Genomic DNA, 26,678 nt, shown 5'->3' on the forward strand with positions numbered 1-26,678 from the left:
ATCAATGAGTAATGTAAAAGTCGAAATTAATGACTTAACTGATTTTGTAGCAAAAAATATTTCGGACAAAAAGGAGATAGCTAAATTCTATTATTATTGGATGAATCTGAACATAGTTTATGATTTTGAAAAAAGAGACAAATGGAGAACCGAAAAAGCAACTGATAAAGAAATAGATGATTCGGAAAACCCACTACTAGTATTTAAAGAAAAAAAAGCTGTTTGTATTGGATATTCTAGTCTTTATAAAATGTTTATGGATTCTTCGGGCATTGAATGCCTAATTATCACTGGACACGCAAAAACTCTGGAAAACCTTACTCTAGAACTTGAATTGGATGATGACTATAGACACGCTTGGAACACTATAAAAATTAACGATGCTTGGCTTTTAATAGATACGACTTGGGCTCAACAATTTGAAGAAAGTATTTCAGATTTCTATTTTAATGTATCACCTGAAAAATTAATTCTTTCACATTACCCAGAAAATGCTGAATGGCAATTAATGGAAAAACCTATTTCTATTAACGAATTTAACACACAACCATACGTGCATTCTTTTTATTTTGATACTGGTTTTGAAAAATTACCAGAATTAACAGAGGATAAAGACTACTACTATATTGAATTTCCAAAAATAGCTAGTAACAATTGGCTAACTAAACTGACTTACGATTCTGACAAGAAAATTAATGAATCCATTTTTCCAGAATATGAAGAAAAAGAAAATTCCAATCTTTTCAAATTTAAGAAAAACGGAATTCCGAAAAAAGCAATTTTAAATGTCGTAGTCACATATTTTGATTGGGATAAACAGACTAAATCTGAATATAATAATATAATTAAATATCAACTCTGAAAAAATACTGGTGGCAACACTGTATATAATTTATTGCTTGGTTCTAGCCTACTTACGAAAATCCTCGCGGATTTTCTATTCGGTTTTTATTTGCTAAATTATGTGCTTAAAACACGCAACGAAATCATACACAAACATGTTGCCTGCGTGCCATATAACCACAAATGAAACTTATAGCCATAACATTAGGATTTTTACTGCTAACCAACTTGACTTTCTCTCAAATAAAGAAAAAGGAATTAGATGGAGAATGGTATTCTGATAATGATTTTGGACAATACTATAAAAATGACACAATCCGATTTACAAGCCGAATTAAAAATCCAATTAAAGTAAAAAGAGACTGCGAACAAATAAAGTGGGAAAAAGAAAATAGGATATTCAAACTGACCGAAGTAAATATTTGCGAAGCCAGAGCAAAAGTCACAAAAGGTTTTTCAACGCAAAAAATTAAATTAAGAAAAACGGATTTCGGACAAACATTAGAATATTATCAAGACAAAAAAATAGTAGATAAGTTCAGAATCGTAGAATTGAAAAAAGATATTAAGTCGGAACTCAAACTTATGCGATTTGACAAGCTATCTGAACAAAAGGTCTATAAATATGTTGACTCTTTAATTTTTAAAGTTCTAAAATACAATCCAAATGCGGATGGAAGTGAAAGCAATTATGGTGTAACAGCTTCTCACGGTAATCCGAATGTAACAATCAGGGCGAGAGATGGTCAAAATTTAAATCCTGAACCTCTAATTGTTGTAAATGGTTATCCTTTGAAAAATAAAGAATTACTAAAAAAATTGCTATTAGTGGAAACTTATGGGATTACATATTTGACGAAAGAAAAATCCGCAAGTCTTTATGGTTCACAGGCAATAAATGGAGTAATAATTTTACAAACATCAGAAAAACGATTTAAAGCAGCGCGAAAAAAATAAGGCAGGTAACAACGTATATAATCCATTGTTAGTGAGAGCCTAATTACGAAAATCCTCGCGGATTTTCAGTTTGGTGTGTACTTGCAAAAGTTAAGTGCTAAACCGCGCAACTACTCATAGCCGAAAGCGATAAGCGCAAATAAAATACGTCTCTCTATTTCACAGCAATCATACTAATTTCAACATTTACAAATTTTGGCAAATTAGCAACTTCTACAGTCTCTCTTGCAGGAGCTGTATCTTCATTTACATATTGAGAATACACTTCATTTATTTGAGCAAAATTATGCATATCGCTAATAAAAATTGACGTTTTAATTACATTCTCAAAAGTCATTCCAGCGGCTTCAAGTATAGCTTTTAAATTTTCCATTACTTGTTTTGTTTCAGTTTTAACATCAGTTAATACCAATTCGTTAGTTTTAGGATTAATAGCTATTTGCCCTGAAGTATACAAAGTATTGCCAACTAAAACAGCTTGACTATATGGACCAATTGGAGCAGGTGCGTTTGGTGTATTAATAATTGTTTTCATGTGTTAAAAATTATTGTTTTTTAATGGTCACATGGAACATCTTTATTATCATATCACTGTGTGTCTGATATAAGGTATAGATGTTTCATGATGTTTTAATGATTTTAAAGTTGTTGATCAGGACGCTTACGCTGATCGTATTTAATATCTTTTAATAAGCTAGACTTAATACCTATAAAGAAATTCCAAGAACTTCTGGTGCTAAATGGTATCCAACTAAAGTTCATTCTCCAGCTTAATAAATCGCGTTCAAAACGCAATTGAGTATAGGTGAATCCTTGGTTTTTAAAATCATATCCTGATGATGCACCAACTGTCCATTTTGGAGATAATTCAATATCTCCCGAAAACATTAAAGAGTGAGATGATATTTCATTTTCTCTCGCGTTGTTTGAATAATTAACAGCATAAGCCAATCGTAAACTCCACGGAATTTTATAATTGTAAAACTCTGATGGCTCTTCGTCTTTTTCCGACCTATCTTCATCAGTTAATCGTTTGTCAGCAAAATCTTGAGGTTTTCCAAATAAGTCATCAGATCGACCACCACTTCGCAATGATTCCAATTCTGCATTTCTATCTGTATCAGTTTCACCAGAAAAACTTTTACTAGATAAAGTATAACTCATGTTAATATTAGCATTAGTTAATCTAAAAAGACTTCCACCATTATTAATATTAAATTGGTCTATTTTATTATTGTTATTATCTAAAGCATAAGGGTCTAAAACAGCTCCGAAGTTTATGCTCATTTTATCATTTAGTATTTGTGTTCCTCCAGAAACTCTTACTGGACTCCATCTTAAAGAATCTGCTGCAAAATTGTATGATGTAGCAAAGTTAAGATTGTTTAATAGTATGATTTTTTTAGGCTCAGTAGCTGTTGAGTCTTTATCTCTAATTTTTGCTTCAAAATTATTTGCTACAGATATTCCTAATGAACTAGAAAAGGTCTTGTTAGGAGCACCAAAGATAGATTCTTCAAACCTACTGTATTCTTGACGTGTTGTTCCGTTTGCAGTAATTACATCGAAAGTGTCATAATACTCATCAAAAGCAGGATTAATATTATAACTTATAGATGGTCTCATTACGTGACGTATAGCTTGTATTTTAGGGTCTTTTCCTTCTTTTTTAAAGTCGAACATACCATAAATAGTTGTTCCAATACTTGTGCTAAAATTATACGTTCTAAAGCTATCAAAACCTCTAATGTCTTCCGTTACAACTTCATCATTTGTAGTATCGTAATATCTTTTAATTGTGTTTAATGTCCAATTTTCATCAAAATTTGCATTAGCACTTAAACTAAAGTATTTGAATAACTTAAAATTTGTAGTAAAAGGAATACTATGCTGTACACCTGTAAGGGCATCATCAAACATTTCTTTTTTAAAGAATAAAGAATCTGTTGTTTGAATTCTGTTTTCTGCTCTTACATTATATTGAAAATTGACATTCTGTATAATTCCTTTTTTCGTTCCTGTTTTAGGTTCAAAAGGAAAAATACGACTTACACTAGCTTGAAAAGTAGGCAAAGTCATATTAATTTGTTGTGTATTTGTATTTTGCGAATGTGTCGCAGTAACACTCATATTTACTTGTGGCTCTCCTTGAAATGTTTTTGAATAAGACACCGAAGATGATAACGTATTATTTAAAAAGTTTGAAGCGTTTAACTGATTTAATGATTCTTGATAATAACGACTACTACCTAAGTTAACCGAAGCAGAAAAACGAGAACTTGGGTTAGATTTTTGGTCTTGGTTATGTGACCATCTAATATTATATACAGACGATTTTGCGTAGTCTGGAAAACCACGCTCGCTAGTAATTAAGTTTTCATATCGAAAACCAATATTTCCTCTAAAATGATAACGCCATGCATAACTAGATTCTACACGAAGTCCATAACTTCCATTAGTATAATAATCACCTAATACAGCTAAATCAATATAATCACTTATAGCAAAATAATATCCACCATTCTGTAAAAAATAACCTCTCTCATTTTCTTGTCCAAAAGACGGAAAAATGATACCAGATGTTTGTTTATCTGTCATTGGGAAATATGCAAAAGGCAGACCTATTGGAGTTGGTACATTATAAATGTACATATTAGTTAAACCTACTACAACCTTCTTATTAGGAACTATTTTAGCTTTACGCATGTAAAAATAAAACTCAGGATCATCTCTGTTTTCAGAGGTGGTAAATTTTCCATCTTTAATAAAATACACCGAATCGTTTTCCTTTTTAGTCAATGCAGCATCTATATAGCCACCACTTTGTTCTGTACGTGAATTATATATAAGAGCCTTTTTAGTTTCTGTATTAAAAATAATAGAATCAGGCTCAACTAAATTTGCGCCTTGTTTAAACTTTGGTGCTTGAGAGTATACACCAGCAGAATCTTTTAAGCGTCCTGCATAAACCAAATTTTTACTATAATCGATAACTATAATACCAGATTTAATTTCCATATCCTGGTAGTATACTTCAGCTTCATCATAAAGGTAAATTTTTTGAAGACGCTGATTTATAGATACATACTCTTTAGCTTTATACTTTACAACATCTGTTAAAAATTCTTTTTTCTTAGGAATACTATCAGATACTAAAGTGTCTTTTTCTTTTATATTTATTGGTTGCGAGAATAACGAATCTACACCTACAACTAAAGTGTCATTTATAGGTTTGGGTTTTATAGGATCTTTAGGTTTAGGAACCTCTTGAGCATAGCTAAAAGTGTTAATAAACACTGTAAAACTTAAGATAAAAACTATGTAAAAGTTGTTTGTACGCAATGCTTTTAAATGTATTTTTGTAAAAGTATGGCTCGGTTTTTGAAAAGCCAAAATTACATATATTTTTTTGTGATTAATTTATTAATCAAATTAAAATTTAAAAATTAACTTATACTCAATACTATTGAGTAATAAATAGCATTTTTTATCCGTTAAAACCGTTATGAGAACGAACTTACAATCTATAATCGTATTTGCAGTAGTTATATTTACATTTTCTTTAACATCTGGTTACGCTTTTCAAAAAAATAAAGACAAATTTATTGTTGTTTTAGACGCAGGCCATGGAGGAAAAGATCCAGGTAAGAATTCTAAATATGGCTATAAAGAAAAAGATATAGCGCTTCAAGTAGTTTTAGCTGTTGGTAAAATGCTTGAAGAAAATCCAAATATTAAAGTAGTTTATACACGTAAAACAGACGTGTTTGTTGAGTTAAAGGACAGAGCTAAGATTGCGAATAATGCAAAAGCAGATTTGTTTGTATCTATTCATTGTAACGCTCACCATACTGAAGCTTACGGAACAGAAACTTATGTTTTAGATGTTGGTAATACTAATAGAAACTTCGAGGTTGCCAAGGCAGAAAACGAAGTAATCTTTTTAGAGGATGATTACGAAAAGCATTATGATGGTTTTAATCCAAATTCGCCAGAATCTGTTATTGGAATTTCAATACAACAAGAAGAGTTTACAGAGCAAAGTATACTATTGGCAACATTAATTGAAAAAAACTTTTCAAATAAAATTAATCGTAAAAGTAGAGGTGTAAAACAAGCTAGTTTATGGGTTATTCACCAAACTGCAATGCCAAGCGTGCTTATTGAAACTGGTTTTGTAACCAATAAAGAAGAAGGAGCATATTTAAATTCTTCAAAAGGTCAAGATGAAGTATCAACATCAATTTATGACGCTATTGTTAGTTACAAAAAGGTTTTAGATCAAAATGTTGGCGAAAATATTTATGCAACTAATGACACTGTAAAAACAAAACCAGAAAAGGAAAAAGTAGATGTTATTGTTGAAGAAAAGCAAACTGAGCAAATATATAATAATATTGTTTTTAAGGTGCAATTAGTCGCAAGTTCACGTAAAATAGACCCAAAACCGAATAATTTTAAGGGATTAAGTGATATTTCAAGAGAGAAAGAAGGCGGTTTGTTTAAATACTTTTATGGTTACACATCAGACTACAATAAAATAAAACAGTTGCAATCTGTTGCTCAGTCTAAAGGATATACAAGCTGTTTTATTGTTGCGTATAAAGATGGAAAGCGAATAGACCTCAATGATGCATTAAAAACAACCTCTAATTAAAAACATTCTTAATAGAATTATTCCTAATTTTGTGTGCAACCAAATATTCTAAGCATTGAAAATATCAAGAGAAGTAAAAACAGCCATTTTAGTTATTTTAGGAGTATTGCTCCTAGTGTTTTTAATTAACTATTTAAAAGGTGTAAATCTATTTGATTCAACTAGTAAATATCACACAGAGTTTGAATACAACTCATTAAATGCATCATCTCCTGTTACTATAAAAGGTAATAATATTGGTAAAATTGATGCTATAACTTACGATTATAAAACAGGTAAAACTAAAGTTACTATTTCAGTTGATAAAAACTTAAACTTCCCTAAAAACAGTAAAATACGTATGTACGAAACTGGTTTAATGGGAGGAAATGGTCTTGCTATTATTCCTGGAGATTCTAGCGAAAATGCTAAAAGTGGTGATTTGCTTGAATCTGAAGTTGAATTTGGTTTGGTAACAAGTCTATCAAAAAACTTTTCAGGATTAAGTGAAAACTTAGATACTACTTTACAATCTGTCGACACTTTATTAGGCAATCTTAATAAATTAGTTGTAGATGATTCAGAAATTGGATTAAGAAGAACGATGGCAGAATTAAATGCTACTATTGTTTCATTTAAAAACACATCTAACAATCTTAATTCGCTATTAGCCAAAAATGATAAAGACTTAACATCTGCAATTAAAAACTTTAATTCAATTACTGCAGATATGGCAACAGTTACTAACGATTTAAAAACTGTTGAATTATCAAAAACTGTTGCAGAATTAGATAACACATTACTTAATATCAATGCAATGATGTCTGATATTAAAAGTGGTAATGGCTCGCTAGGAAAACTATTACAAGACGAAGGACTTTATAATAACCTTGAAGGCGCTTCAAAACAATTAGAACAATTACTTCAAGATATGAAACTAAACCCTAAACGTTATGTTCATTTTTCACTTTTTGGAAAAAAAGCAAAACAATATGACGCTGAAGGTAATGAAGTAAAAGAAAAAAACTAATCACTAACCAACATGAATTACATTCCAAATATACTATTCGCTATCGCGCTTATTGCTGGCATTGGTTACTTTGCTAAAAATGTAAAAAAACTTATTCGCAATATTAAACTTGGTCATGATGTAGATGTCAGTGATAATAAATCACAACGCTGGAAAAATATGGCAATGATTGCTTTAGGGCAAAGCAAAATGGTACGTCGACCAATAGCTGGCTTTTTACACGTTATTGTTTACGTTGGTTTTGTTATTATTAATATTGAAGTATTAGAAATAATTATCGATGGTCTTTTTGGTACACATCGTGTGTTCTCATCAATAGGTTCGTTATATGGAGTTTTAATTGGCTCTTTTGAAATTCTAGCAGCATTAGTATTTATTTCTGTTGTCATTTTTTGGTTACGTCGTAATGTTATAAAGTTGCAACGTTTCTGGAAAGCAGAAATGACAAGCTGGCCTAAAAATGATGGTAATTTCATTCTGTATTTTGAAATGGTATTAATGACATTGTTTTTAGTAATGAATGCAACAGATATTTCATTTCAGGAAATGAATAGTGGTAATATTATTAGCCAATATATAGCACCCATTTTCAGTGGACTTTCAGAAGGAACAATTCATATTATAGAAAGAGCAGCTTGGTGGATGCATATACTTGGTGTTTTAGTGTTCTTAAACTATTTGTATTTTTCTAAACACTTACACATATTGCTAGCGTTCCCAAATACTTATTATGGTAAAACTAGACCAAAAGGACAATTTGATAACCTTGAAGCAGTTACAAAAGAAGTAAAAATGATGATGGACCCAAATGTTGATCCATTTGCTGCACCACCAGAAGGAGCCGAAAATGCTGTTCCAGCAAAATTTGGTGCAAGTGATGTTCAAGATTTAAGTTGGGTAAGTTTATTAAACGCATATACATGTACCGAATGTGGTCGATGTACTAGTGAGTGTCCTGCAAACCAAACAGGAAAAAAACTATCGCCTCGTAAAATAATGATGGATACCAGAGATCGATTAGAAGAAGTAGGCAAAAATATTGATGCAAATAAAGGCGAATTTAAACCAGATGGTAAGCAATTACTAGACGATTATATAACGCGCGAAGAACTTTGGGCTTGTACTAGTTGTAATGCATGTGTAGAAGCTTGTCCTGTAAGTATAGATCCACTATCTATTATTTTAGACATGAGACGTTATTTAGTCATGGAACAAAGCGCAGCACCAACAGAGTTAAATAATATGATGACCAATATAGAAAATAATGGTGCACCTTGGCCTTACAATCAAATGGACAGGTTAAATTGGAAAAACGAATAGAATAATAATGGCGTTACCACAAGGGTCGGGCTTTCACAAGTCGCTCTTTTTTAAGGAGCTCCAACAATAGTTCAATCCCTAACGCAATAAAACAAACTCAATACAATGAGCGAATTACTAAAAGTGCCTACAATGGCAGAATTTATGGCACAAGGCAAACAACCAGAAGTTTTATTTTGGGTTGGTTGTGCTGGAAGTTTTGATGATAGAGCAAAAAAAATAACAAAGGCTTTTGTTAAATTACTTAATAAATCTAATGTAGAATTTGCAGTTTTAGGAACCGAGGAAAGTTGTACAGGCGATCCTGCAAAACGTGCTGGTAATGAGTTTTTATTTCAAATGCAAGCTGTTACTAATATAGAAGTAATGAATGCTTACGAAGTAAAAAAAATAGTTACAGCTTGTCCGCACTGTTTTAATACCATTAAAAATGAGTATCCTGAATTAGGTGGTAAATATGAAGTGATGCATCACACTCAGTTTTTAAAAACATTACTTGACGAAGGTAGATTAACAATTGAAGGTGGTCAGTTTAAAGGAAAGCGTATTACATTTCATGATCCTTGTTATTTAGGTCGTGCTAATAATGTATATGAAGCACCAAGAGATTTAATTCGCAAACTTGAAGCCGAACTTATTGAAATGAAAAACTGCAGACGTAATGGTTTATGTTGTGGAGCAGGAGGAGCGCAAATGTTTAAAGAGCCAGAAAAAGGAAATAAAGATGTTAATGTTGAGCGTACTGAACAAGCACTAGATGTAAAACCTCAAATTATAGCTGCTGGTTGTCCGTTTTGTAATACTATGATGACAGATGGTGTAAAAGCCAAAGAAAAAGAAAGTGATGTTGCTGTAATGGATATTGCAGAACTTATTGCTAACGCACAAGATTTGTAATACCATTAATTTTAAGAAAATTTCAAAAACGGCAGAGAGAACAACTATAATGACGAAAGAGATTTTTTTATTAAATATTTCAGGGCAAGATAAACCAGGATTAACATCAAGTCTAACAAGTGTTTTAGCACAATATGATGCTAAAGTGCTCGATATTGGTCAGGCAAACATTCATGAAACTTTATCATTAGGAATGTTATTCGAAATTCAAGCAGGAGAACAATCATCTGCAGTACAAAAAGATTTACTTTTTAAGGCATACGAACTAGGAATTACAGCCAAATTTACATCAATCACACTTGAAGATTATGAACATTGGGTAAGCTTACAAGGAAAGGACAGGTTTATTGTAACTATTTTAGGAGAAAAACTCTCTGCACATCAAATCTCTGAAGTCACTAAAGTAATTTCAAACCAAAATTTGAATATTGATGCTATCAAAAGACTAACAGGACGTTTATCTCTCTTAAAAAAAGATGAATATCCAAGAGCTTCAATAGAATTATCGATTAGAGGTAAATTAGAAAATAAAGCAGCACTTACTGAAAAATTCATGCAAATATCACGCAATTTAGATGTCGATATTGCATTTCAAGAAGATAATTTATACAGACGAAATAGACGCTTGGTTTGTTTTGATATGGATTCTACACTAATACAAACTGAAGTTATAGATGAATTAGCAGAATTAGCAGGTGTCGGAGACCAGGTTAAAGCAATTACAGAAGCTGCTATGCGAGGCGAAATAGACTTTAATGAAAGTTTTATAAGTCGCATGAAACTTTTAAAAGGTTTAAGTGAAGAAGTACTTCAAGATGTAGCAATAAATTTACCTATAACTAAAGGCGCCAGAAGACTTATGGCTGCTTTAAAAAGTTACGGATTTAAAACTGCAATTTTATCAGGTGGTTTTACATATTTTGGCAACTATTTACAAAAAGAGTTAGGTATAGACTATGTTTATGCAAATCAGTTTGAGATTAAAGATGGCATTTTAACTGGTAATTATGTTGGAGAAATTGTAAATGGTGAAAAAAAAGCAGAGTACCTTAAAGAAATTGCAATTAAAGAAGGAATAGATATTAATCAAACTATAGCAGTTGGTGATGGTGCTAACGATTTACCAATGCTAAATTTAGCAGGACTTGGTATTGCTTTTCATGCAAAACCAACAGTAAAAGACAATGCACAAAGTTCAATTTCAAATATTGGATTAGATGGTGTGTTATATTTGTTAGGATATCATGATAAGCATATAGATTTAATAAAATAGATATTTTAATGACTATTTAAATAAAGCATTCATTAAAAAGTTATGAAAAAACATCTAAATTTGAATAATTCAATAAGTAATCAATTTTATAAAACCCAAACTAATGATTAGATCAGTACTACTTTTGTTGTTGACGTTTTCAGTACAATTAAGTGTGTCTCAAAATAAAACAAAACAAGAAGTTCTTCAACTTATGGCTGAAGACACTTGTGAATGTATAAAAAATGATTCTGTTGCATTTGCCAAAGATGTGAGTTTAGAAAAAAAAGAAATGGCTTTAGGTTTATGTATTTTTAATAGCTATAATAAACGTAAAGACGAAACAAATACATTTAAAGGTGATACGTTTGAAAACATTGAAGAAGTAGCTGAACAAGTAGGTATGCTTATGATATCTGTTTGCGGATCAGAGTTTATGGCAATATTTTCAAGTGATGAATTATATTCATTAGCAACTGATGAAGATGAAGATATGCCACCACCACCTCCAGCACCTAAAAATGAAAACGACTTTAATATGGAGGTCACATTATCATCTCTTCACAACGATGCCATATCACATATAACAGTGAAAGATGAGTTTGGTAAAGAACATAAATTTGTAGTTATTGAGCAATTTGAAGGATATGACTTATTAAAGACTAAAAACTTCAGTAAGCCTTTTAGAATTTATTATAGAGAGCAAAGTTTTTTCGATTTAAGTGAGAAGCGTTACGTTACAAAAAAGGTAGTTAAGTATTTAGAAAAAATATAGGTTTATGCTAGTAGATTTTAATACATTACCAGAAGAATCTCGTGTTTGGATTTACCAAGCTAATCGTTCATTTACTGATGAAGAAATTACAGAAATAGAATCTAAATTAAACGTTTTTATTGAAAACTGGACTGCTCATGGCAGCGATTTACAATCTGGATACCTTATTAAATATAAGCGTTTTATAATTATCGCCTTAAATCAAAACTTAAATAAAGCAACTGGTTGCTCAATTGATGCTTCAGTTCATTTTATTCAGCAATTAGAAAAAGACTATAATGTTGATTTAATGGACAAAATGAATGTATCATATAAACAAGGAGATTTCATTGCCTACAAAACGCTAATAGATTTTAAAAAAATGGCGAAAGACAAAGCTGTTTCTAAAAATACAATTGTATTCAATAATTTAGTTACTAATATTGCAGAGCTAAATGAAAATTGGGAAGTTCCTGCAAGTGAAAGCTGGCATAGTCGCTTTTTAAACTAGTAATAAATTATCTTAATAACCTTATTGATAAATCTATCTTAAAGTCTTACAATATTCTTTCTAAAAATGGTAATTTGGCACAGTTTTTAATCTTAAAACAGAAACAAATTACATGAAGTCCATTTTTTCCCTTAGTGCTATATTTTTTCTATCGATTTTCAGTATATTAAATGCTCAAAATAGTCCTTTACAAACTAAAGATGCTATTAAGCAACAAAAATGGGTTGACAGTATTTATAATAACATGTCGTTAGAGCAGAAGGTAGGGCAATTGTTTATGGTTAGAGCATTTTCTAACAATACTAAAGAGCATGAAAACTCTGTTTCTGAACTTATAAATAAATATCAAATTGGAGGTCTCATTTTTTCAAGTGGAGGACCAATTCGTCAAGCAAAACTTAATAATCAATATCAAGCTATATCAAAAGTTCCTTTATTAATAGGAATGGATGCAGAATGGGGTTTAAGTATGCGTCTAGATTCTACTTATGCTTTTCCTTGGAATATGACTTTAGGTGCAATTAAAGATGATAAACTTATCGAAGAAACTGGACGTTATATTGGTGAGCATTGTAAGCGAATAGGAGTGCATTTTAATTTTGCACCAGACGTTGATATAAACACAAACCCAAAAAATCCTATTATTGGTAATCGTTCTTTTGGTGAAGACAGAGACAATGTAACTGCTAAAGGACTAGCGTTTATGAAAGGCATGCAGGAAGCTAGTGTATTAGCTAATGCAAAGCATTTTCCAGGTCATGGTGATACTGATAGCGATTCTCATAAAACATTACCAACAATTACTTTTAATGAAAAAAGAATTGATTCTATAGAGCTTTATCCATACAAAAAACTAATAAAAGAAGGTTTAGCAAGTGTAATGGTTGCACATCTAAACGTACCTAGTTTAGAGCCTCGCCAAGGTTTTCCTTCTTCATTATCAAAGCATATTGTTACAGATATACTAAAAGATAGATTACAATTTAATGGATTAATTTTTACTGATGCCTTAGAAATGAAAGGCGTTTCAAATTACAGTAAACCTGGTGATATCGATTTGGCTGCTTTTTTGGCTGGTAATGATGTTTTGCTTATATCTGAAGATGTTCCTAAAGCAATTGAAAAAATTGTAGAAGCATATAATACAAATGAAATTTCTGAAGAGCGACTAGCGCATTCTGTAAAAAAAATACTTATGGCAAAATACAAGGTTGGGCTAAACAAATACAGTCCAATTGGAGTATCAAATTTAGTTGAAGATTTAAATCGTTTAAAAGACGATTTGCTAAACGAAAAGCTATATGAAAACGCTATTACTGTTGTTAGAAATCAAAAAGACCTATTGCCTTTACGTCGCTTGGAAGCACGCAAAATTGCTTATGTAAAGATGGGTGACGATGATGGCTCTGCCTTTTTAGACGAATTAAAAAAGTACACTCGAGTACATGAAATTAAAGCAGAACAATTAGATGAACTCATTATTCAATTACAAAACTACAATACAGTAATCGTTGGGTTTCATAAATCTAACGCAAATCCTTGGAAAGACTATAAATTCACAGATCAAGAGTTAGTTTGGTTATATGAAATTGCTAGAACAAATACAGTAATTTTAGATGTCTTTGCCAGACCTTACGCGCTTATCGACTTAAAGTCTGTTGAAAATATTGAAAGCATAGTAATGAGCTATCAAAATAGCGAGGTAGCTCAACGAAAATCAGCTCAATTAATCTTTGGGTCTATACAAGCTAAAGGAAGCTTACCTGTGTCTACAGGAGATAATTTTAAAGTCAATGATGGCATAAGCTATAATGCAATACAATCGTTAAGTTATGGATTACCTGAAAGTGTTGGAATGAGCTCAGAAAAGCTTAAAAAGTTAGATTCAATGGCGCTTTTGGCAATAAAAATTAAGGCAACACCAGGACTTCAGTTATTAGTAGCAAGAAAAGGAAAGGTTATCTATAATAAAACCTTTGGAAAACATACTTATGATGAGAACGAGCCAGTAAAATTTGAGGATATTTATGATGTAGCTTCATTAACCAAAATTTTAGCCACATTGCCTTTATTAATGGAACTTGAAGAAAAAGGAGTAATAACCTTAGACACTAAACTCTCTAAAATTCTTCCAGAATATCAAGCTTCAAATAAAAAAAATATCACAATAAAAGAAATGTTATCACATTATGCACGTCTTAGACCTTGGGAGCCATTTTATACAAAGACATTAGATTCGGCCACCAAAAAACCTAGTGCAGATTATTATAGAAGAAAGCCTAGTCCTAAATACAGTATAAAAGTGGCAGACGAAGTGTTTTTACGATATGATTATCCAGATACAATACAAAAAATTATAAAGGATAGTGATTTGCTTTCAACTTTACGATATCGCTATAGTGATTTTCCGTATTATATTTTAAAGAAATATATTGAAGGTTATTACGACAAAACATTAGATGAATTGGTTCAGGATCATTTTTATCAATCATTAGGAGCAAATTATACAACTTATAATCCGTCTTCAAAGTTTAGTGATGAAAATATTGTGCCTACTGAGATTGATGATTATTTCAGATATCAAAAAATACAAGGTTATGTGCATGATATGGGAGCAGCAATGCAAAATGGAGTAGGTGGACATGCAGGAGTTTTTAGTAATGCAAATGACGTTGCAAAAATTATGCAGATGTATTTACAAAAAGGATATTATGGTGGACAGCGTTATTTTAAACCAGAAACTATAGATAAGTTTAATACATGTTATTTCTGTACAAAAAATAACAGAAGAGGAATTGGTTTTGATAAGCCTCAACTAGGTGAAGATGGACCAACATGTGGATGTGTTTCAATGACAAGTTTTGGACATTCTGGATTTACTGGAACTTATGCTTGGGCAGATCCTGACGAGGATATTGTATATATATTTTTATCAAACAGAACGTATCCAAACGCTAATAATAATGTATTGTTGAAAGAAGGCATAAGAACCGAAATTCAGCGATTAATTTACGAAGCTATAATAGAATAACATGAAATGAGCCATAACAATAAGGTTGATACTAACCTAAATGGTAATGGCGAATAAAATAAATAATAGATGAAAATAGGAATTGTATGTTACCCAACATTTGGAGGTAGTGGAGTAGTTGCTACAGAACTTGGATTGGCATTATCTAAAAGAGGTCATGAAATTCACTTTATAACTTACAGTCAACCAGTACGTCTAGATTTATTAGGTAATAATGTCCATTTTCATGAAGTAAATGTTCCTGAATATCCACTGTTTTTATATCAACCATATGAGTTAGCTCTTTCTAGTAAATTAGTAGACATGGTTAAACTATATGGCATTGAAATTTTGCATGTTCATTATGCGATTCCACATGCATATGCAGCCTATATGGCTAAAAAAATGTTACAGGAAGAAGGCATTTATGTGCCGATTGTTACAACACTTCACGGAACAGATATTACACTTGTTGGTAGTCATCCGTTTTATAAACCAGCAGTGACCTTTAGTATAAACAAATCTGATGCTGTTACATCTGTTTCTCAAAGTTTAAAAGATGACACTTTGCGTTTATTTGATATAAAAAACGAAATAGATGTTGTACCAAACTTTATTGATTTTAGTAGACATAAAACACATTTTACTGACTGCCAGAGAGACATTATGGCAAATGAGAATGAAAAAATCATAACTCATATAAGTAACTTCAGAAAAGTAAAACAAATACCAGATGTTATAAAGGTGTTTTTTAACATACAAAAACAAATCCCAGCAAAACTGATGATGGTAGGTGAAGGGCCTGAAAGACTGGAAGCAGAGCAATTATGTGAATCTTTAGGCATTACAGATAAAGTTGTGTTCTTTGGAAATAGCAATGAAATAGATAAGATATTATGCTTTAGTGATTTATTCTTGTTGCCTTCAGTTACAGAGAGCTTTGGTTTAGCTGCATTAGAAGCAATGGCGTCTGGAGTTCCTGTAATTTCAAGCAATACAGGAGGAATCCCTGAGGTTAATATTGATGGTGTTTCTGGTTTTTTAAGTGATGTAAATGATGTGGAAGATATGTCTAAAAATGCAATTCGAATTTTAAGCGATAACAATCGCTTAAAAGAGTTTAAAGAACGAGCTAAGGATGAGTCTAAAAAATTCGATATATCTAATATAGTCCCTAAATATGAAGCTATTTATAAGCGTACATTGAAAAAATGTATGATTTTGAAATAACTACAATTTAATTTCAAAAAAACATACATCTGCATTATGATAATGACTAGGCAGCCCTTCATAATTTTTTAGTTTCCAGATTCCTAAAAAGTTAAAACCACTATTTTTATAATGCTCAATTAATCTAGTGTTATAACCACAAGTGTCTAATCTTATATATTTTTTATATTTTGCTTTGGCATATAATTTTGCCCAATCAACTATTTGTGATACAAATTTATGTCCTCTAAACTCTGGATTTGTAGCAATTCTGTGAATGTAAATAGAAGGATCAGTATCTCTATCTTCCCAAATTTCAGGGTCATTAAACGTTATAGCCCAAATACAGGCAATTTTATTATCAATAACCATTTTCCATTGTCTGCTGTCTTTAATTTCAGACATAACCATCTCTCTGTCAAACTCTGGCCATTGATTATCTGGAAATTTATCTTTTTGGTATTCCGTAGCTATTCTATATAAAGAGAAAATATTATCAATATCTTCAATTGTACTGTTTTGTATAGTCAAAGGATATTTTTTATAAATGTTTTTCAAATATACCTAATTAAATAAATCAAAAAAACCACCTAAATAAGGTGGTTTTAAATCTATTTTTAATTGATTTTATATTAAAATTGATATCTAATACCAAGAGCAATATCGAAATCTAAATCATTATTATCATACAACTCATCACCAAATCCTATTTCAGGTCTAAAGTCTAATGAAATTAATAATGGAATATCAAAATTATACTCAATACCTATATCTCCAGCAGCAAAAACAAAAGTATCTGTAAAATCATTACCATTGTTTGGGTTGTCAACGCTGAAAGATCCTAATCCACCTCCAACACCAGCATACCAATTAAAACCACCATCAATGTTCCAAACCCATTGGTATAAACCAGCTAATTTAAATCCATCATAGTTTTTTCCATCTCTCCAACCTAGATCAACTTCTAAACGATTATTATCACCTAAAGCACGTTGATAAGATACTTCAGCTCCAAAACCATCACTATCTCCTAGACGTAAACCTAGGGCGTTTTTCGAAATGTCTTGTGCATTCGATAATGTTGAAAATCCAATAATTGCAATTGCTAATAAAAATAATTTCTTCATAAGTTATAGTTTTTTTGTTTACATTAATTATATACGTTCAAATAGCTTAAAAAGACTATATAGAACAAATTCTTTAGTTCTCATACAAAAGTAACGCCAAAACATTAATTATATTAAATTTCTTTATAGATTTATAAACAATCTTTTTATTGATAATGATAACCAAAGCACAGTTTGAGAATTTTAAATCGCATTTAGATGGCGATTTTTTTATAGATGAGTTAATGAAATCTATTTATGCCACGGATGCTTCTGTGTATAGAAAACTACCTCTAGCTGTTGCTTATCCTAAAAATAAGAACGATATAAAAAAGTTAATTGCTTTTGCTAAAGAGCATAATACATCTCTTATTCCAAGAACAGCAGGAACATCTCTTGCAGGACAATGTGTTGGTGATGGAATTGTTGTTGATGTGTCAAGATATTTTACCAAAATATTAGATATAAACGAATCAAAAAAAACAGTAACTGTTCAACCTGGTGTTGTAAGAGATCAGCTAAATAATTACTTAAAACCTTTTGGTTTGTTTTTTGGACCAAATACCTCTACATCTAATCGATGTATGATAGGAGGAATGGTAGGTAATAACTCTTCTGGTACAACATCTATTCAATATGGAGTAACTCGTGATAAAGTTTTGGAGTTACAAACCATTTTAAGTGATGGTAGTGAAGCTGTTTTTAATACTATTTCTTCTGAAGAGTTTAAAAATAAAACCAAACTTAATTCACTCGAAGGTCATATTTATAATACGATTTATAAGGAATTAGAATCAGAATCTATTCAAAAGCAAATACTAGATAATTTTCCAAAACCAGAAATACACCGTCGCAATACTGGATATGCTATAGACGAGTTAATACATTCCGACGTATTTACTGATACTAAAGAGCAATTTAATATGTGCAAATTGCTTTCTGGAAGCGAAGGTACATTAGCTTTTACTACACAAATTACATTGCAGCTAGACGATTTACAACCGACTGAAAGTATTATGGTTGCTGCGCATTTTAAAAGTATAGAACAATGTTTAAATAGTGTTGAACTTGTAATGAAGCACAATCTATACACTTGTGAAATGATGGATAAAACCATATTAGATTGTACAAAGCATAATAAAACTCAACAGCAAAACAGACAATTTATTCTTGATGATCCAGAAGCAATATTAATGTGTGAGGTTAGGGGAAATACTTTAGATGGTGTTAAAAAGCAAGCAGAGTTATTAGTAAATGACATCAAAACATCAAATTTAAGCTATGCATATCCTATTCTAATTGGTGAAGAAATAGATAAAGCTGTTGAATTAAGAAAAGCAGGTTTAGGTTTGCTTGGTAATATTATTGGAGACGAAAAATCGGCTGCATGTATTGAAGATACTGCAGTTACATTACCAGATTTGGCCAATTACATAAGTGAGTTTACTCAATTAATGAAAAGTCACAACCAAAAGGCAATTTATTACGCTCATGCAGGAGCTGGAGAGTTACATTTACGACCAATATTAAACCTTAAAACTAGTAAAGGCGTTTCTGACTTTAGAAAAATAACAACTGATGTCGCGCATTTGGTTAAGAAATATAAGGGCTCGATGAGTGGAGAACATGGTGATGGTATTGTAAGAGCTGAGTTTATTCCAATGATGATTGGCAAAGAAAACTATCAAATTTTAAAACGAATAAAAGCAGCTTTTGATGCTAATAATATTTTTAATCCAGGAAAAATAGTAGATGCATATCCTATGGATGAAGGTTTGCGCTATCAACCTAATAGAGTAGAGCCAAAAATTGAAACGCTTTTAGATTTTTCGGCATCATTAGGTATTTTACGTGAAGCTGAAAAATGTAATGGTTCTGGCGATTGCAGAAGGCTGCCAGAATTTGGAGGTACTATGTGTCCAAGCTATAGAGCAACTAGAAATGAAAAAGACACTACTAGAGCAAGAGCCAACGCTTTACGTGAGTTTTTAACTAATTCTGAAAAACCAAATAAATTTAATCATAAGGAATTAAAAGAAGTTTTCGACTTATGTTTAAGCTGTAAGGCATGTGCTAGCGAATGCCCAAGTAGTGTTGATGTAGCGAGTTTAAAAGCAGAGTTCAAATACCAATACCAAAAGGCAAATGGAATTAGCTTACGAACTAAAGTATTCGCACATAACAATACTTTAAATAATTTTGGAAGCCATTTTCCAAAACTGACAAATTTTATGTTTACTAATGGTTTTACGTCTTCACTATTAAAAAAATCTCTCGGTATTGCTAATGAAAGAAGTTTGCCATTAATTTCAAATAATAGTTTAAATAAAAGCATTCAAGATGCTGTAAAACAAGATGTTAATAATAACTATATTAAAACAATATATTTCTTTAACGACGAGTTCACAAATCATTTAGATACACAAATAGGAATAGATGCAATTCAATTACTAACTACATTAAACTATAATGTTAAAATTGTAACTCATCACGAAAGTGGTAGAAGTTACCTATCAAAAGGATTACTTGAAAAAGCTAAAGATTTGACTAATAAAAATGTTTTAATATTTAAAGATTTAATCACTTCAGAAAGACCTCTTATTGGAATTGAACCTTCAGCCATACTTACATTTACCGACGAGTACATTAAACTAGCTGACGATAAAGTTTCTGCTGAACATATTGCAAAACATACATTTTTAGTAGAAGAGTTTATTCAGCAAGAAATAAAACTTGGCAATATTAAAACCGAACAATTCACTAAAGAAGCTAAAACCATTAAATTTCATGGGCATTGTCATCAAAAAGCTTTACGTAATCAATCATCTAGTTTTGATATACTAAATCTACCAGAAAATTATAAAGTTACAATTATACCTAGTGGATGCTGTGGAATGGCAGGAAGTTTTGGTTACGAAAAGGAGCATTTTGAAGTTAGTATGCAAATTGGTGAGCAGACACTATTTCCTGCAGTTAGAAGCGCTAGTAGTACTACAATAATTTCAGCAAATGGAACAAGTTGCAGACACCAAATTAAAGATGGAACACAGCGAGAAGCTTTACACCCAATTACAATTTTAAAGCAAGCTTTATTATAAGGGTTTGTTTATTGTAATTGCAGCAATTAAATCTTTTAACTCAACATCCTCCATACCTTTAATGTCTTCATCAGCAAAAAAAGCTGAGAGTTTATCATGATTATAATTATAAATCTTCCAGCGTTTAAACTGATACTCTAGTGCTGTGAAATTTTCAACCCAATCACCAGAATTTAGATACATTGTTTTTCCGTGTTTATTCTCTTTAAGCAGCATTTTTGGCTGATGAATATGGCCGCAAATAACATAATCATATCTGTTTTCGATAGCTAATTCTGATGCTACCTCTTCAAAATCATTAATATATTTTACAGCACTTTTTACACTATTCTTTATCCGTTTAGATAATGAATACTTTTCTTTTCCAAATCGTTCTAAACACCAATTAATAAATCTATTAAGTAATATAAGCAAGTCATAACCATAACCTCCTAATTTAGCTAACCACTTAGCGTTTTGGATTGACACATCAAATACATCTCCATGAAAAATCCACGCTTTTTTACCATCCAATTCTAAAACAACTTTATCTACTATCGAAATGTTTCCTATTGTTGTGTCACTGAACTTACGCAGCATTTCGTCGTGATTTCCTGTAACATAAATCACTTCAACACCATCAGAAGCCATATCAATTATTTTTTTTATTACTCTAAGATGCGATTTTGGAAAATAACGTTTGCTAAACTGCCAAATATCAATAATATCACCATTTAAGACTAGTTTTTTTGGTTGTATACTATTAAGATAAGTTAATAATTGTTTGGCATGACAGCCATAGGTTCCTAGATGTACATCCGAAATAACTGCGACTTCAATTTTTCTTTTTAATTTCAAAAGAATTCAAAATTTATATTTTATAATGCAAAGAACAGCTTTAAAAGTTATTAAATCTTTAACCCACAATTAATTATCTATGAGCAATTTGTTACCAAATTGTTACTTTAGTGCATTAAAAATTGTGCTCTTATGTAAATTCTATTTTTCTTTCTCTGATAATACAATTACATTAGCATAAAATACTCATTTATGGCTGGAAATTCTTTCGGAAAATTATTTAATCTAACAACTTTTGGTGAATCTCATGGACCATCAATTGGTGGTGTTATTGATGGTTGCCCTTCAGGAATTATGTTAGATTTCGATGCCATACAAAATGAAATGAACCGTCGTAAACCTGGTCAGTCAGAAATTGTTACACAACGTAAAGAACCAGACACAGTAGAGTTTTTATCAGGGGTTTTTGAAGGCCAAACGACTGGTACACCAATTGGTTTTATAATTCATAATACCAATCAGAAATCAAACGATTACTCACACATAAAGGATGTATATCGTCCTAGTCATGCCGATTACACTTACGAAAAAAAATATGGCATAAGAGATTACAGAGGAGGAGGACGCAGTTCTGCAAGAGAAACAGCTTGTAGAGTAGTTGCTGGAGCAATTGCTAAGCAAGTACTTAAAGACGTAAAAATTAATGCATTTACATCGTCTGTAGGTGATATTTTTATTAATAAGCCTTATCAAGAATTAGATTTTACTAAAATTGAAAGTAACGATGTACGTTGTCCAGACGAAGTTATCGCACAACAAATGATAGATAAAATAAAAGCTATCAGAAAAGAAGGCGATACAATTGGAGGTACAGTAACCTGTGTTATACAAAACGTACCAATTGGATTAGGCGAGCCTGTTTTCGATAAGTTACATGCTGAGTTAGGCAAAGCAATGCTATCTATAAATGCGGTAAAAGGGTTTGAGTATGGTAGTGGATTTTGTGGCGCAAAAATGAAAGGAAGCGAACACAACGACCAATTTAATTCTGATGGTACAACAAAAACAAACCTGTCTGGAGGCATTCAAGGAGGAATAAGCAACGGAATGGATATTTATTTTAGAGTCGCTTTTAAACCCGTTGCAACCATTATTCAGAAACAAAATACATTAGATAATAAAGGCAGTATCGTTGAAATGCAAGGCAAAGGTCGTCACGATCCATGCGTTGTACCTAGAGCAATACCAATTGTCGAAGCTATGGCAGCATTGGTGTTAGCAGATTTTTGGATGTTAAACAAATGCTATAAGTAGCTTATTCCTGCTTTCAGCTTAATCTTTTGTAAAACAAAAGGATATCGCTTCAATCAGGGCTAAAATAAATTCTCAATACTTGAGAAATAACTAAACAATTTTTTTATGAAAAACCTCGCTTTACATTGGAAAATATTAATAGGAATGGTTCTCGGAATCATTTGGGCTTTACTATCTAGCTCAATGGGATGGAGTTCATTTACTATAAATTGGATAGATCCATTTGGAACTATTTTTATTAATTTATTAAAACTCATTGCTGTACCATTAGTATTGTTTTCAATCATTGGTGGTGTAGCTAATATTGGCGACCCAAAAAGTTTAGGTAGAATGGGAGGAAAGACCTTACTTATTTACCTTACAACTACAGTATTTGCAATCTCATTAGGTTTAATACTTGTTAACACAGTAAAACCTGGTAAGCTAATTGACGAACAAAGCAGAATAGACAATCGTATTAATTACGAAATTTGGGCAGCTTCACAAGGTCATACCATAAAAGATGGCATTAATTATTTACATGATCCTGCATTTTTTAAAAGAGCTCAAGAAATTACTGAGTTAACTAAAAGCGATTTAAAAGAAGTTTCTGTAGCTGATAAATTAGAAAAAGCTGAAAAACAAAAAAACACGTCTCCATTACAACCTTTAATTGATATTGTTCCTGATAATTTCTTTTACTCTTTATCCAATAATGGGTTAATGCTACAAATTATCTTTTTTGCTATATTTTTTGGAGTTTGTGTGCTCTTTATTCCAGAAGAACAATCAAAACCTGTTTTAAACTTGGTTAACGGAGTTAATGAAGTCTTCCTCAAAATGGTTGATTTGGTTATGCAAGCTGCGCCTTTCTTTGTTTTTGCATTACTTGCTGGTGTTGTGAGCAAAATGGCAGGTGATGATATTGGTAAAGTAGTTGAGATATTTAAAGGTTTAAGTTGGTATTCTTTAACAGTGTTAGTCGGTCTTTTACTAATGATTTTTGTTGTTTATCCATTAATAATGAAAACTTTCGTTAAAAAAATTCCTTATACTGGTTTTTTCAAAGCTATGAGTCCAGCACAAACATTAGCTTTTTCAACGTCTAGTAGTGCTGCAACATTACCTGTTACAATGGAATGTGTTGAAGAAAATCTTGGTGTAAATAAAAAAGTAAGCAGTTTTGTATTACCAATAGGAGCTACAGTAAATATGGATGGAACCAGCTTATATCAAGCAGTTGCTGTAATCTTTTTAGCGCAAATGCACATGATAGACTTAACAATTGGTCAACAATTAACAGTTGTTTTAACAACAACGTTAGCATCAATTGGTTCTGCAGCTGTACCAAGTGCTGGTTTAGTAATGCTTATTATAGTTTTAAATTCTGTTGGATTAAATCCTGCATGGATTGCTATTATTTTTCCAGTAGATAGAATTTTAGATATGTTTAGAACTGTTGTTAATGTAACTGGAGATGCAACAGTATGTACAATTATTGCAGATGGTGAAAATATGTTAGATTATCACGACACTAAAAACCCAACTGAAACTTTCGATTTAGATTCATAATATAAAAGCTTCAAAGTTTGGTATTACCTAATCAGACATTTGTCTGAAAACTTATCTTGTGTTAGACATGCACTTGATAGGAATTTGATTCATTCCTAACTAACTGAAGTTAGGCTCAAATTGGTAAATCTCACTTTGAAGCTTTCTTTATTCATTTATTTATAAATTAACTCGCTTATACTTAGGGTATTTTACTGCATAAGAGAATTTATAGGTTTTTATGCTACCAGAAATTAATTTTACTTTCCATTCCATAATGCCTTTTTCACTATCATAGTTAGAAGTTCCAGTTTCTATATCTTCAATTTTTATATCTCTATTTTGGCTTATAGGAATTCTATCAAATAACACTAAATCAATATCAGATTGTTTTGTGTTTTTTACTTCAATTTCATAAGCTTTATTTACAATTTTATTACTGCCAATATATTGGTTCTTTTTAAAATCGTTAAGCTCATTTCGTTTAATAACCACATTTGGGTCAACACCTAAAGATACTGTTAAACTATCTGTAGTTGCTAACGGATTAATATTAGTTTTACCAGAATAGCTTCCTTCAAAATACACATTAGCTTCAGCAGGTAATAAATTGTACTGTTCCCAATTACCAATTTTAGCAGTTAAAAACACATTTTCATTTAATACTGGAGCAGCAAAATAAGCGTAGCTTGCAGGCACTGAATAGTTTTCAATTTCAATAACTGTTACATCACCATCAGTTGGAATGCTATATTGTTTTTTAATCTCAAAACGTGTATTTGTAATACCTTGTTCAATAACATCGCCTTTTGATGTGTAATTTCCTTTCTTGGTCGTTATTAACACCACACCATTTGAGCCTCTAGCTCCATACATTGCTATTGATGAAGCATCTTTTAGTACATCTACAGATTCAACATTATTTGGGTCTATATTATTGATTTGATATTCATCTGATAATATTCCGTCTACTACATATAGAGGTTGATTACCAGAAGCAATAGTGCCAATACCTCTTATTTTAATAAAAGAAGCACTTCCTCCTGTTGAATTTTCAATACTCTCACTTGTTACAGTAGTTAAAGATGAAGTAATTTGTTTCTTAGAAGTTGTGCCATACGCTGTAACAACAACTTCGTCTAACTGGCTTGCATCTTCATCTAAACTCACATTCATTATGCTAGAGTGAATTGGTAAGGTTTCACTATTCATTCCTATAAATGAATACACAAGTTCATTTCCTCCATTTAGCTGCAGTGAGTACTTACCATCGAAGTCTGTTTGAGTACCATTTGTTGTGCCCTTTACAATTACATTAACGCCTGGAAGTGGTAAACCACTTGCATCTAACACAAGCCCTGAAACGTTTTGAACCATTGGATTATATTTGTAGTTATAGCTTTTTGTTGCTCTATTACCATAAGCTGAATTATAACTAACAAAATTTAAATATTTTGGGCTTACATCTGGCTTTAAGTTATTGGTATTAGGATCGCTTGTAGATAGCGTTAATTTAATGTTATCCCAATTATTACCAGTACTTTGGTACACATGTGCCTTATAAGTTAATTGTAAAGGTGCATTTATTTTTTCTGCTTTTAAATCATAAATTGGAAACCAACCAGCATTTTTAACATTATATTTTATTACTAAGTCTAAGCTTACTGCAGTAGCAGTATTTAATTTTACTTTTATTTCACCTGTTTGCACTTTTTCGCTAACATTAAGTTCAGTTAGTTGTTTTTTTATTTCTGAAATCTCTTTTTGATAGATAGTTTTTTTCTTTTCAGAAGCATAAATTAAATTTTTGATTTCTGTAATACGTGTTCTGTAATATTCTGTAAACTGCTTAAGTCTTTCGAGATTTACAACTTGACTATCATTTCCTAAATGTCTGTTGCTCTGTATTAGATTAAGTTCTTCGTTGTATCCTGATATTAAATCGTCTTCAAACTGTATTTTATCTACAAAAGTCTTTATCGAATTTTGAAAAGCTTCTACATCGATAGTTTGATCTTGTTTTGCTAAATAATTTATACCATAATTAATTGAAAGAATAGACGCGTTTTTTAATCCTGAAATTTGAATACTATTTTCTTGAATATAAGGAGAAAGCTTATTGAATGTAAACTCGGTTGTGCCAACAGGAAGTTTAATTGTTGTTGTTCGTGTTATTTGAGCTCCACTCAAATACACTGTAACATTGTCTATTTTTGATGGTGTATTATTTGCAAAGCTTAGCGATGCTAATAATAAAAATGAAAGTAGTAAAGTCTTCATAAAGTGTTGATTTTTAAATTCTTTATAAAACTATATTTACCTGTCTTGAAATAAAACTTAACTTGAGTGAAGTATGATAGTTAGTTAGTGAAGTACACTTATGACTTAGTTAATATTTTAATTATACAAAAAATGCAACTCATAGAGTTTTTGT

The 26,678-nt window shown here is 31.2% G+C and carries 20 protein-coding genes; 14 read left to right on the forward strand and 6 right to left on the reverse strand.

Annotation, left to right across the window (positions count from 1 at the left end):
• Positions 1-4: 4 nt before the first annotated feature.
• Together IEW41_RS07335 and IEW41_RS07340 are read left to right on the forward strand one after the other, a co-directional pair.
• Positions 5-862 (forward strand): transglutaminase domain-containing protein, encoded by an 858-nt coding sequence (locus IEW41_RS07335; protein WP_188605691.1) that lies wholly within the window; start codon positions 5-7, stop codon positions 860-862.
• Positions 863-1,026: 164 nt separating this feature from the next.
• The gene (locus IEW41_RS07340) at positions 1,027-1,800 is read left to right on the forward strand and encodes a hypothetical protein (protein ID WP_188605692.1); all 774 of its coding nucleotides are present in this window, start codon (positions 1,027-1,029) and stop codon (positions 1,798-1,800) included.
• A gap of 154 nt (positions 1,801-1,954) precedes the next feature.
• On the opposite strand, the gene IEW41_RS07345 is transcribed toward IEW41_RS07340, so the two are convergent.
• Both IEW41_RS07345 and IEW41_RS07350 read right to left on the reverse strand, forming a co-directional pair.
• On the reverse strand, positions 1,955-2,335 hold the full coding sequence (locus tag IEW41_RS07345; RefSeq protein WP_188605693.1) for a RidA family protein: 381 nt from the start codon (positions 2,333-2,335) through the stop codon (positions 1,955-1,957).
• A 104-nt stretch (positions 2,336-2,439) separates the two neighbouring features.
• Positions 2,440-5,193, reverse strand: a complete 2,754-nt coding sequence (locus IEW41_RS07350; RefSeq protein WP_188605694.1) for a putative LPS assembly protein LptD — start codon at positions 5,191-5,193, stop codon at positions 2,440-2,442.
• Positions 5,194-5,305: 112 nt separating this feature from the next.
• Between IEW41_RS07350 and IEW41_RS07355 the strand changes: the two genes are divergently transcribed.
• The 9 genes from IEW41_RS07355 to bshA all read left to right on the forward strand — a co-directional run bounded on the left by IEW41_RS07355 (position 5,306) and on the right by bshA (position 16,440).
• Complete coding sequence (locus tag IEW41_RS07355) at positions 5,306-6,457, forward strand: N-acetylmuramoyl-L-alanine amidase family protein (protein WP_188605695.1); 1,152 nt, start codon at positions 5,306-5,308, stop codon at positions 6,455-6,457.
• A 55-nt stretch (positions 6,458-6,512) separates the two neighbouring features.
• Positions 6,513-7,466, forward strand: a complete 954-nt coding sequence (locus IEW41_RS07360; protein WP_229660195.1) for an MlaD family protein — start codon at positions 6,513-6,515, stop codon at positions 7,464-7,466.
• Positions 7,467-7,478: 12 nt separating this feature from the next.
• Entirely contained in the window at positions 7,479-8,786 is a 1,308-nt protein-coding gene (locus tag IEW41_RS07365; protein ID WP_188605696.1) for a 4Fe-4S dicluster domain-containing protein, read from the forward strand.
• 105 nt (positions 8,787-8,891) lie between these two features.
• On the forward strand, positions 8,892-9,683 hold the full coding sequence (locus tag IEW41_RS07370; protein WP_188605697.1) for a (Fe-S)-binding protein: 792 nt from the start codon (positions 8,892-8,894) through the stop codon (positions 9,681-9,683).
• A gap of 49 nt (positions 9,684-9,732) precedes the next feature.
• On the forward strand, positions 9,733-10,956 hold the full coding sequence (gene serB / locus IEW41_RS07375; RefSeq protein ID WP_188605698.1) for a phosphoserine phosphatase SerB: 1,224 nt from the start codon (positions 9,733-9,735) through the stop codon (positions 10,954-10,956).
• A gap of 103 nt (positions 10,957-11,059) precedes the next feature.
• A complete protein-coding gene (locus IEW41_RS07380) occupies positions 11,060-11,710 on the forward strand; it encodes a hypothetical protein (RefSeq protein ID WP_188605699.1) in 651 nt (216 codons plus the stop codon).
• A gap of 4 nt (positions 11,711-11,714) precedes the next feature.
• A complete protein-coding gene (locus IEW41_RS07385) occupies positions 11,715-12,200 on the forward strand; it encodes an ABC transporter ATPase (protein WP_188605700.1) in 486 nt (161 codons plus the stop codon).
• 112 nt (positions 12,201-12,312) lie between these two features.
• Positions 12,313-15,231 (forward strand): serine hydrolase domain-containing protein, encoded by a 2,919-nt coding sequence (locus IEW41_RS07390; protein ID WP_188605701.1) that lies wholly within the window; start codon positions 12,313-12,315, stop codon positions 15,229-15,231.
• A 69-nt stretch (positions 15,232-15,300) separates the two neighbouring features.
• The gene (gene bshA / locus IEW41_RS07395) at positions 15,301-16,440 is read left to right on the forward strand and encodes an N-acetyl-alpha-D-glucosaminyl L-malate synthase BshA (RefSeq protein ID WP_188605702.1); all 1,140 of its coding nucleotides are present in this window, start codon (positions 15,301-15,303) and stop codon (positions 16,438-16,440) included.
• Here the strand turns inward: bshA and IEW41_RS07400 are convergent, their stop codons facing one another.
• Both IEW41_RS07400 and IEW41_RS07405 read right to left on the reverse strand, forming a co-directional pair.
• On the reverse strand, positions 16,441-16,950 hold the full coding sequence (locus tag IEW41_RS07400) for a GNAT family N-acetyltransferase (protein ID WP_188605703.1): 510 nt from the start codon (positions 16,948-16,950) through the stop codon (positions 16,441-16,443).
• 101 nt (positions 16,951-17,051) lie between these two features.
• Entirely contained in the window at positions 17,052-17,546 is a 495-nt protein-coding gene (locus tag IEW41_RS07405; RefSeq protein WP_188605704.1) for a hypothetical protein, read from the reverse strand.
• Between the two features lie 155 nt (positions 17,547-17,701).
• Between IEW41_RS07405 and IEW41_RS07410 the strand changes: the two genes are divergently transcribed.
• The gene (locus tag IEW41_RS07410; RefSeq protein WP_188605705.1) at positions 17,702-20,623 is read left to right on the forward strand and encodes an FAD-binding and (Fe-S)-binding domain-containing protein; all 2,922 of its coding nucleotides are present in this window, start codon (positions 17,702-17,704) and stop codon (positions 20,621-20,623) included.
• Here the strand turns inward: IEW41_RS07410 and IEW41_RS07415 are convergent.
• The gene (locus IEW41_RS07415) at positions 20,618-21,460 is read right to left on the reverse strand and encodes a UDP-2,3-diacylglucosamine diphosphatase (protein WP_188605706.1); all 843 of its coding nucleotides are present in this window, start codon (positions 21,458-21,460) and stop codon (positions 20,618-20,620) included. The genes IEW41_RS07410 and IEW41_RS07415 overlap by 6 nt on opposite strands.
• A gap of 192 nt (positions 21,461-21,652) precedes the next feature.
• Here IEW41_RS07415 and aroC point away from each other — a divergent pair, with 192 nt between their 5' ends.
• Positions 21,653-22,714: a chorismate synthase gene (gene aroC / locus IEW41_RS07420; protein WP_188605707.1), complete on the forward strand. Its 1,062-nt coding sequence runs from the start codon at positions 21,653-21,655 to the stop codon at positions 22,712-22,714.
• 105 nt (positions 22,715-22,819) lie between these two features.
• A complete protein-coding gene (locus IEW41_RS07425) occupies positions 22,820-24,265 on the forward strand; it encodes a dicarboxylate/amino acid:cation symporter (protein WP_188605708.1) in 1,446 nt (481 codons plus the stop codon).
• 159 nt (positions 24,266-24,424) lie between these two features.
• Here IEW41_RS07425 and IEW41_RS07430 read toward each other — a convergent pair whose 3' ends face one another.
• Positions 24,425-26,524, reverse strand: a complete 2,100-nt coding sequence (locus IEW41_RS07430) for a DUF4139 domain-containing protein (RefSeq protein ID WP_188605709.1) — start codon at positions 26,522-26,524, stop codon at positions 24,425-24,427.
• Positions 26,525-26,678: the final 154 nt, after the last annotated feature.

This window comes from Aquaticitalea lipolytica (assembly GCF_014641635.1).
Classification (GTDB): Bacteria; Bacteroidota; Bacteroidia; order Flavobacteriales; family Flavobacteriaceae; genus Aquaticitalea; species Aquaticitalea lipolytica.

Bases quoted from the DNA above. Each gene is read 5' to 3' on its own strand.
- aroC (WP_188605707.1), top strand. From the start codon at position 21,653: ATGGCTGGAAATTCTTTCGGAAAATTATTTAATCTAACAACTTTTGGT.
- IEW41_RS07430 (WP_188605709.1), bottom strand. From the start codon at position 26,524: ATGAAGACTTTACTACTTTCATTTTTATTATTAGCATCGCTAAGCTTT.
- IEW41_RS07385 (WP_188605700.1), top strand. From the start codon at position 11,715: ATGCTAGTAGATTTTAATACATTACCAGAAGAATCTCGTGTTTGGATT.
- IEW41_RS07425 (WP_188605708.1), top strand. From the start codon at position 22,820: ATGAAAAACCTCGCTTTACATTGGAAAATATTAATAGGAATGGTTCTC.
- IEW41_RS07335 (WP_188605691.1), top strand. From the start codon at position 5: ATGAGTAATGTAAAAGTCGAAATTAATGACTTAACTGATTTTGTAGCA.
- bshA (WP_188605702.1), top strand. From the start codon at position 15,301: ATGAAAATAGGAATTGTATGTTACCCAACATTTGGAGGTAGTGGAGTA.
- IEW41_RS07410 (WP_188605705.1), top strand. From the start codon at position 17,702: ATGATAACCAAAGCACAGTTTGAGAATTTTAAATCGCATTTAGATGGC.
- IEW41_RS07390 (WP_188605701.1), top strand. From the start codon at position 12,313: ATGAAGTCCATTTTTTCCCTTAGTGCTATATTTTTTCTATCGATTTTC.
- IEW41_RS07345 (WP_188605693.1), bottom strand. From the start codon at position 2,335: ATGAAAACAATTATTAATACACCAAACGCACCTGCTCCAATTGGTCCA.
- IEW41_RS07405 (WP_188605704.1), bottom strand. From the start codon at position 17,546: ATGAAGAAATTATTTTTATTAGCAATTGCAATTATTGGATTTTCAACA.
- IEW41_RS07340 (WP_188605692.1), top strand. From the start codon at position 1,027: ATGAAACTTATAGCCATAACATTAGGATTTTTACTGCTAACCAACTTG.
- IEW41_RS07355 (WP_188605695.1), top strand. From the start codon at position 5,306: ATGAGAACGAACTTACAATCTATAATCGTATTTGCAGTAGTTATATTT.
- IEW41_RS07380 (WP_188605699.1), top strand. From the start codon at position 11,060: ATGATTAGATCAGTACTACTTTTGTTGTTGACGTTTTCAGTACAATTA.
- serB (WP_188605698.1), top strand. From the start codon at position 9,733: ATGACGAAAGAGATTTTTTTATTAAATATTTCAGGGCAAGATAAACCA.
- IEW41_RS07365 (WP_188605696.1), top strand. From the start codon at position 7,479: ATGAATTACATTCCAAATATACTATTCGCTATCGCGCTTATTGCTGGC.
- IEW41_RS07370 (WP_188605697.1), top strand. From the start codon at position 8,892: ATGAGCGAATTACTAAAAGTGCCTACAATGGCAGAATTTATGGCACAA.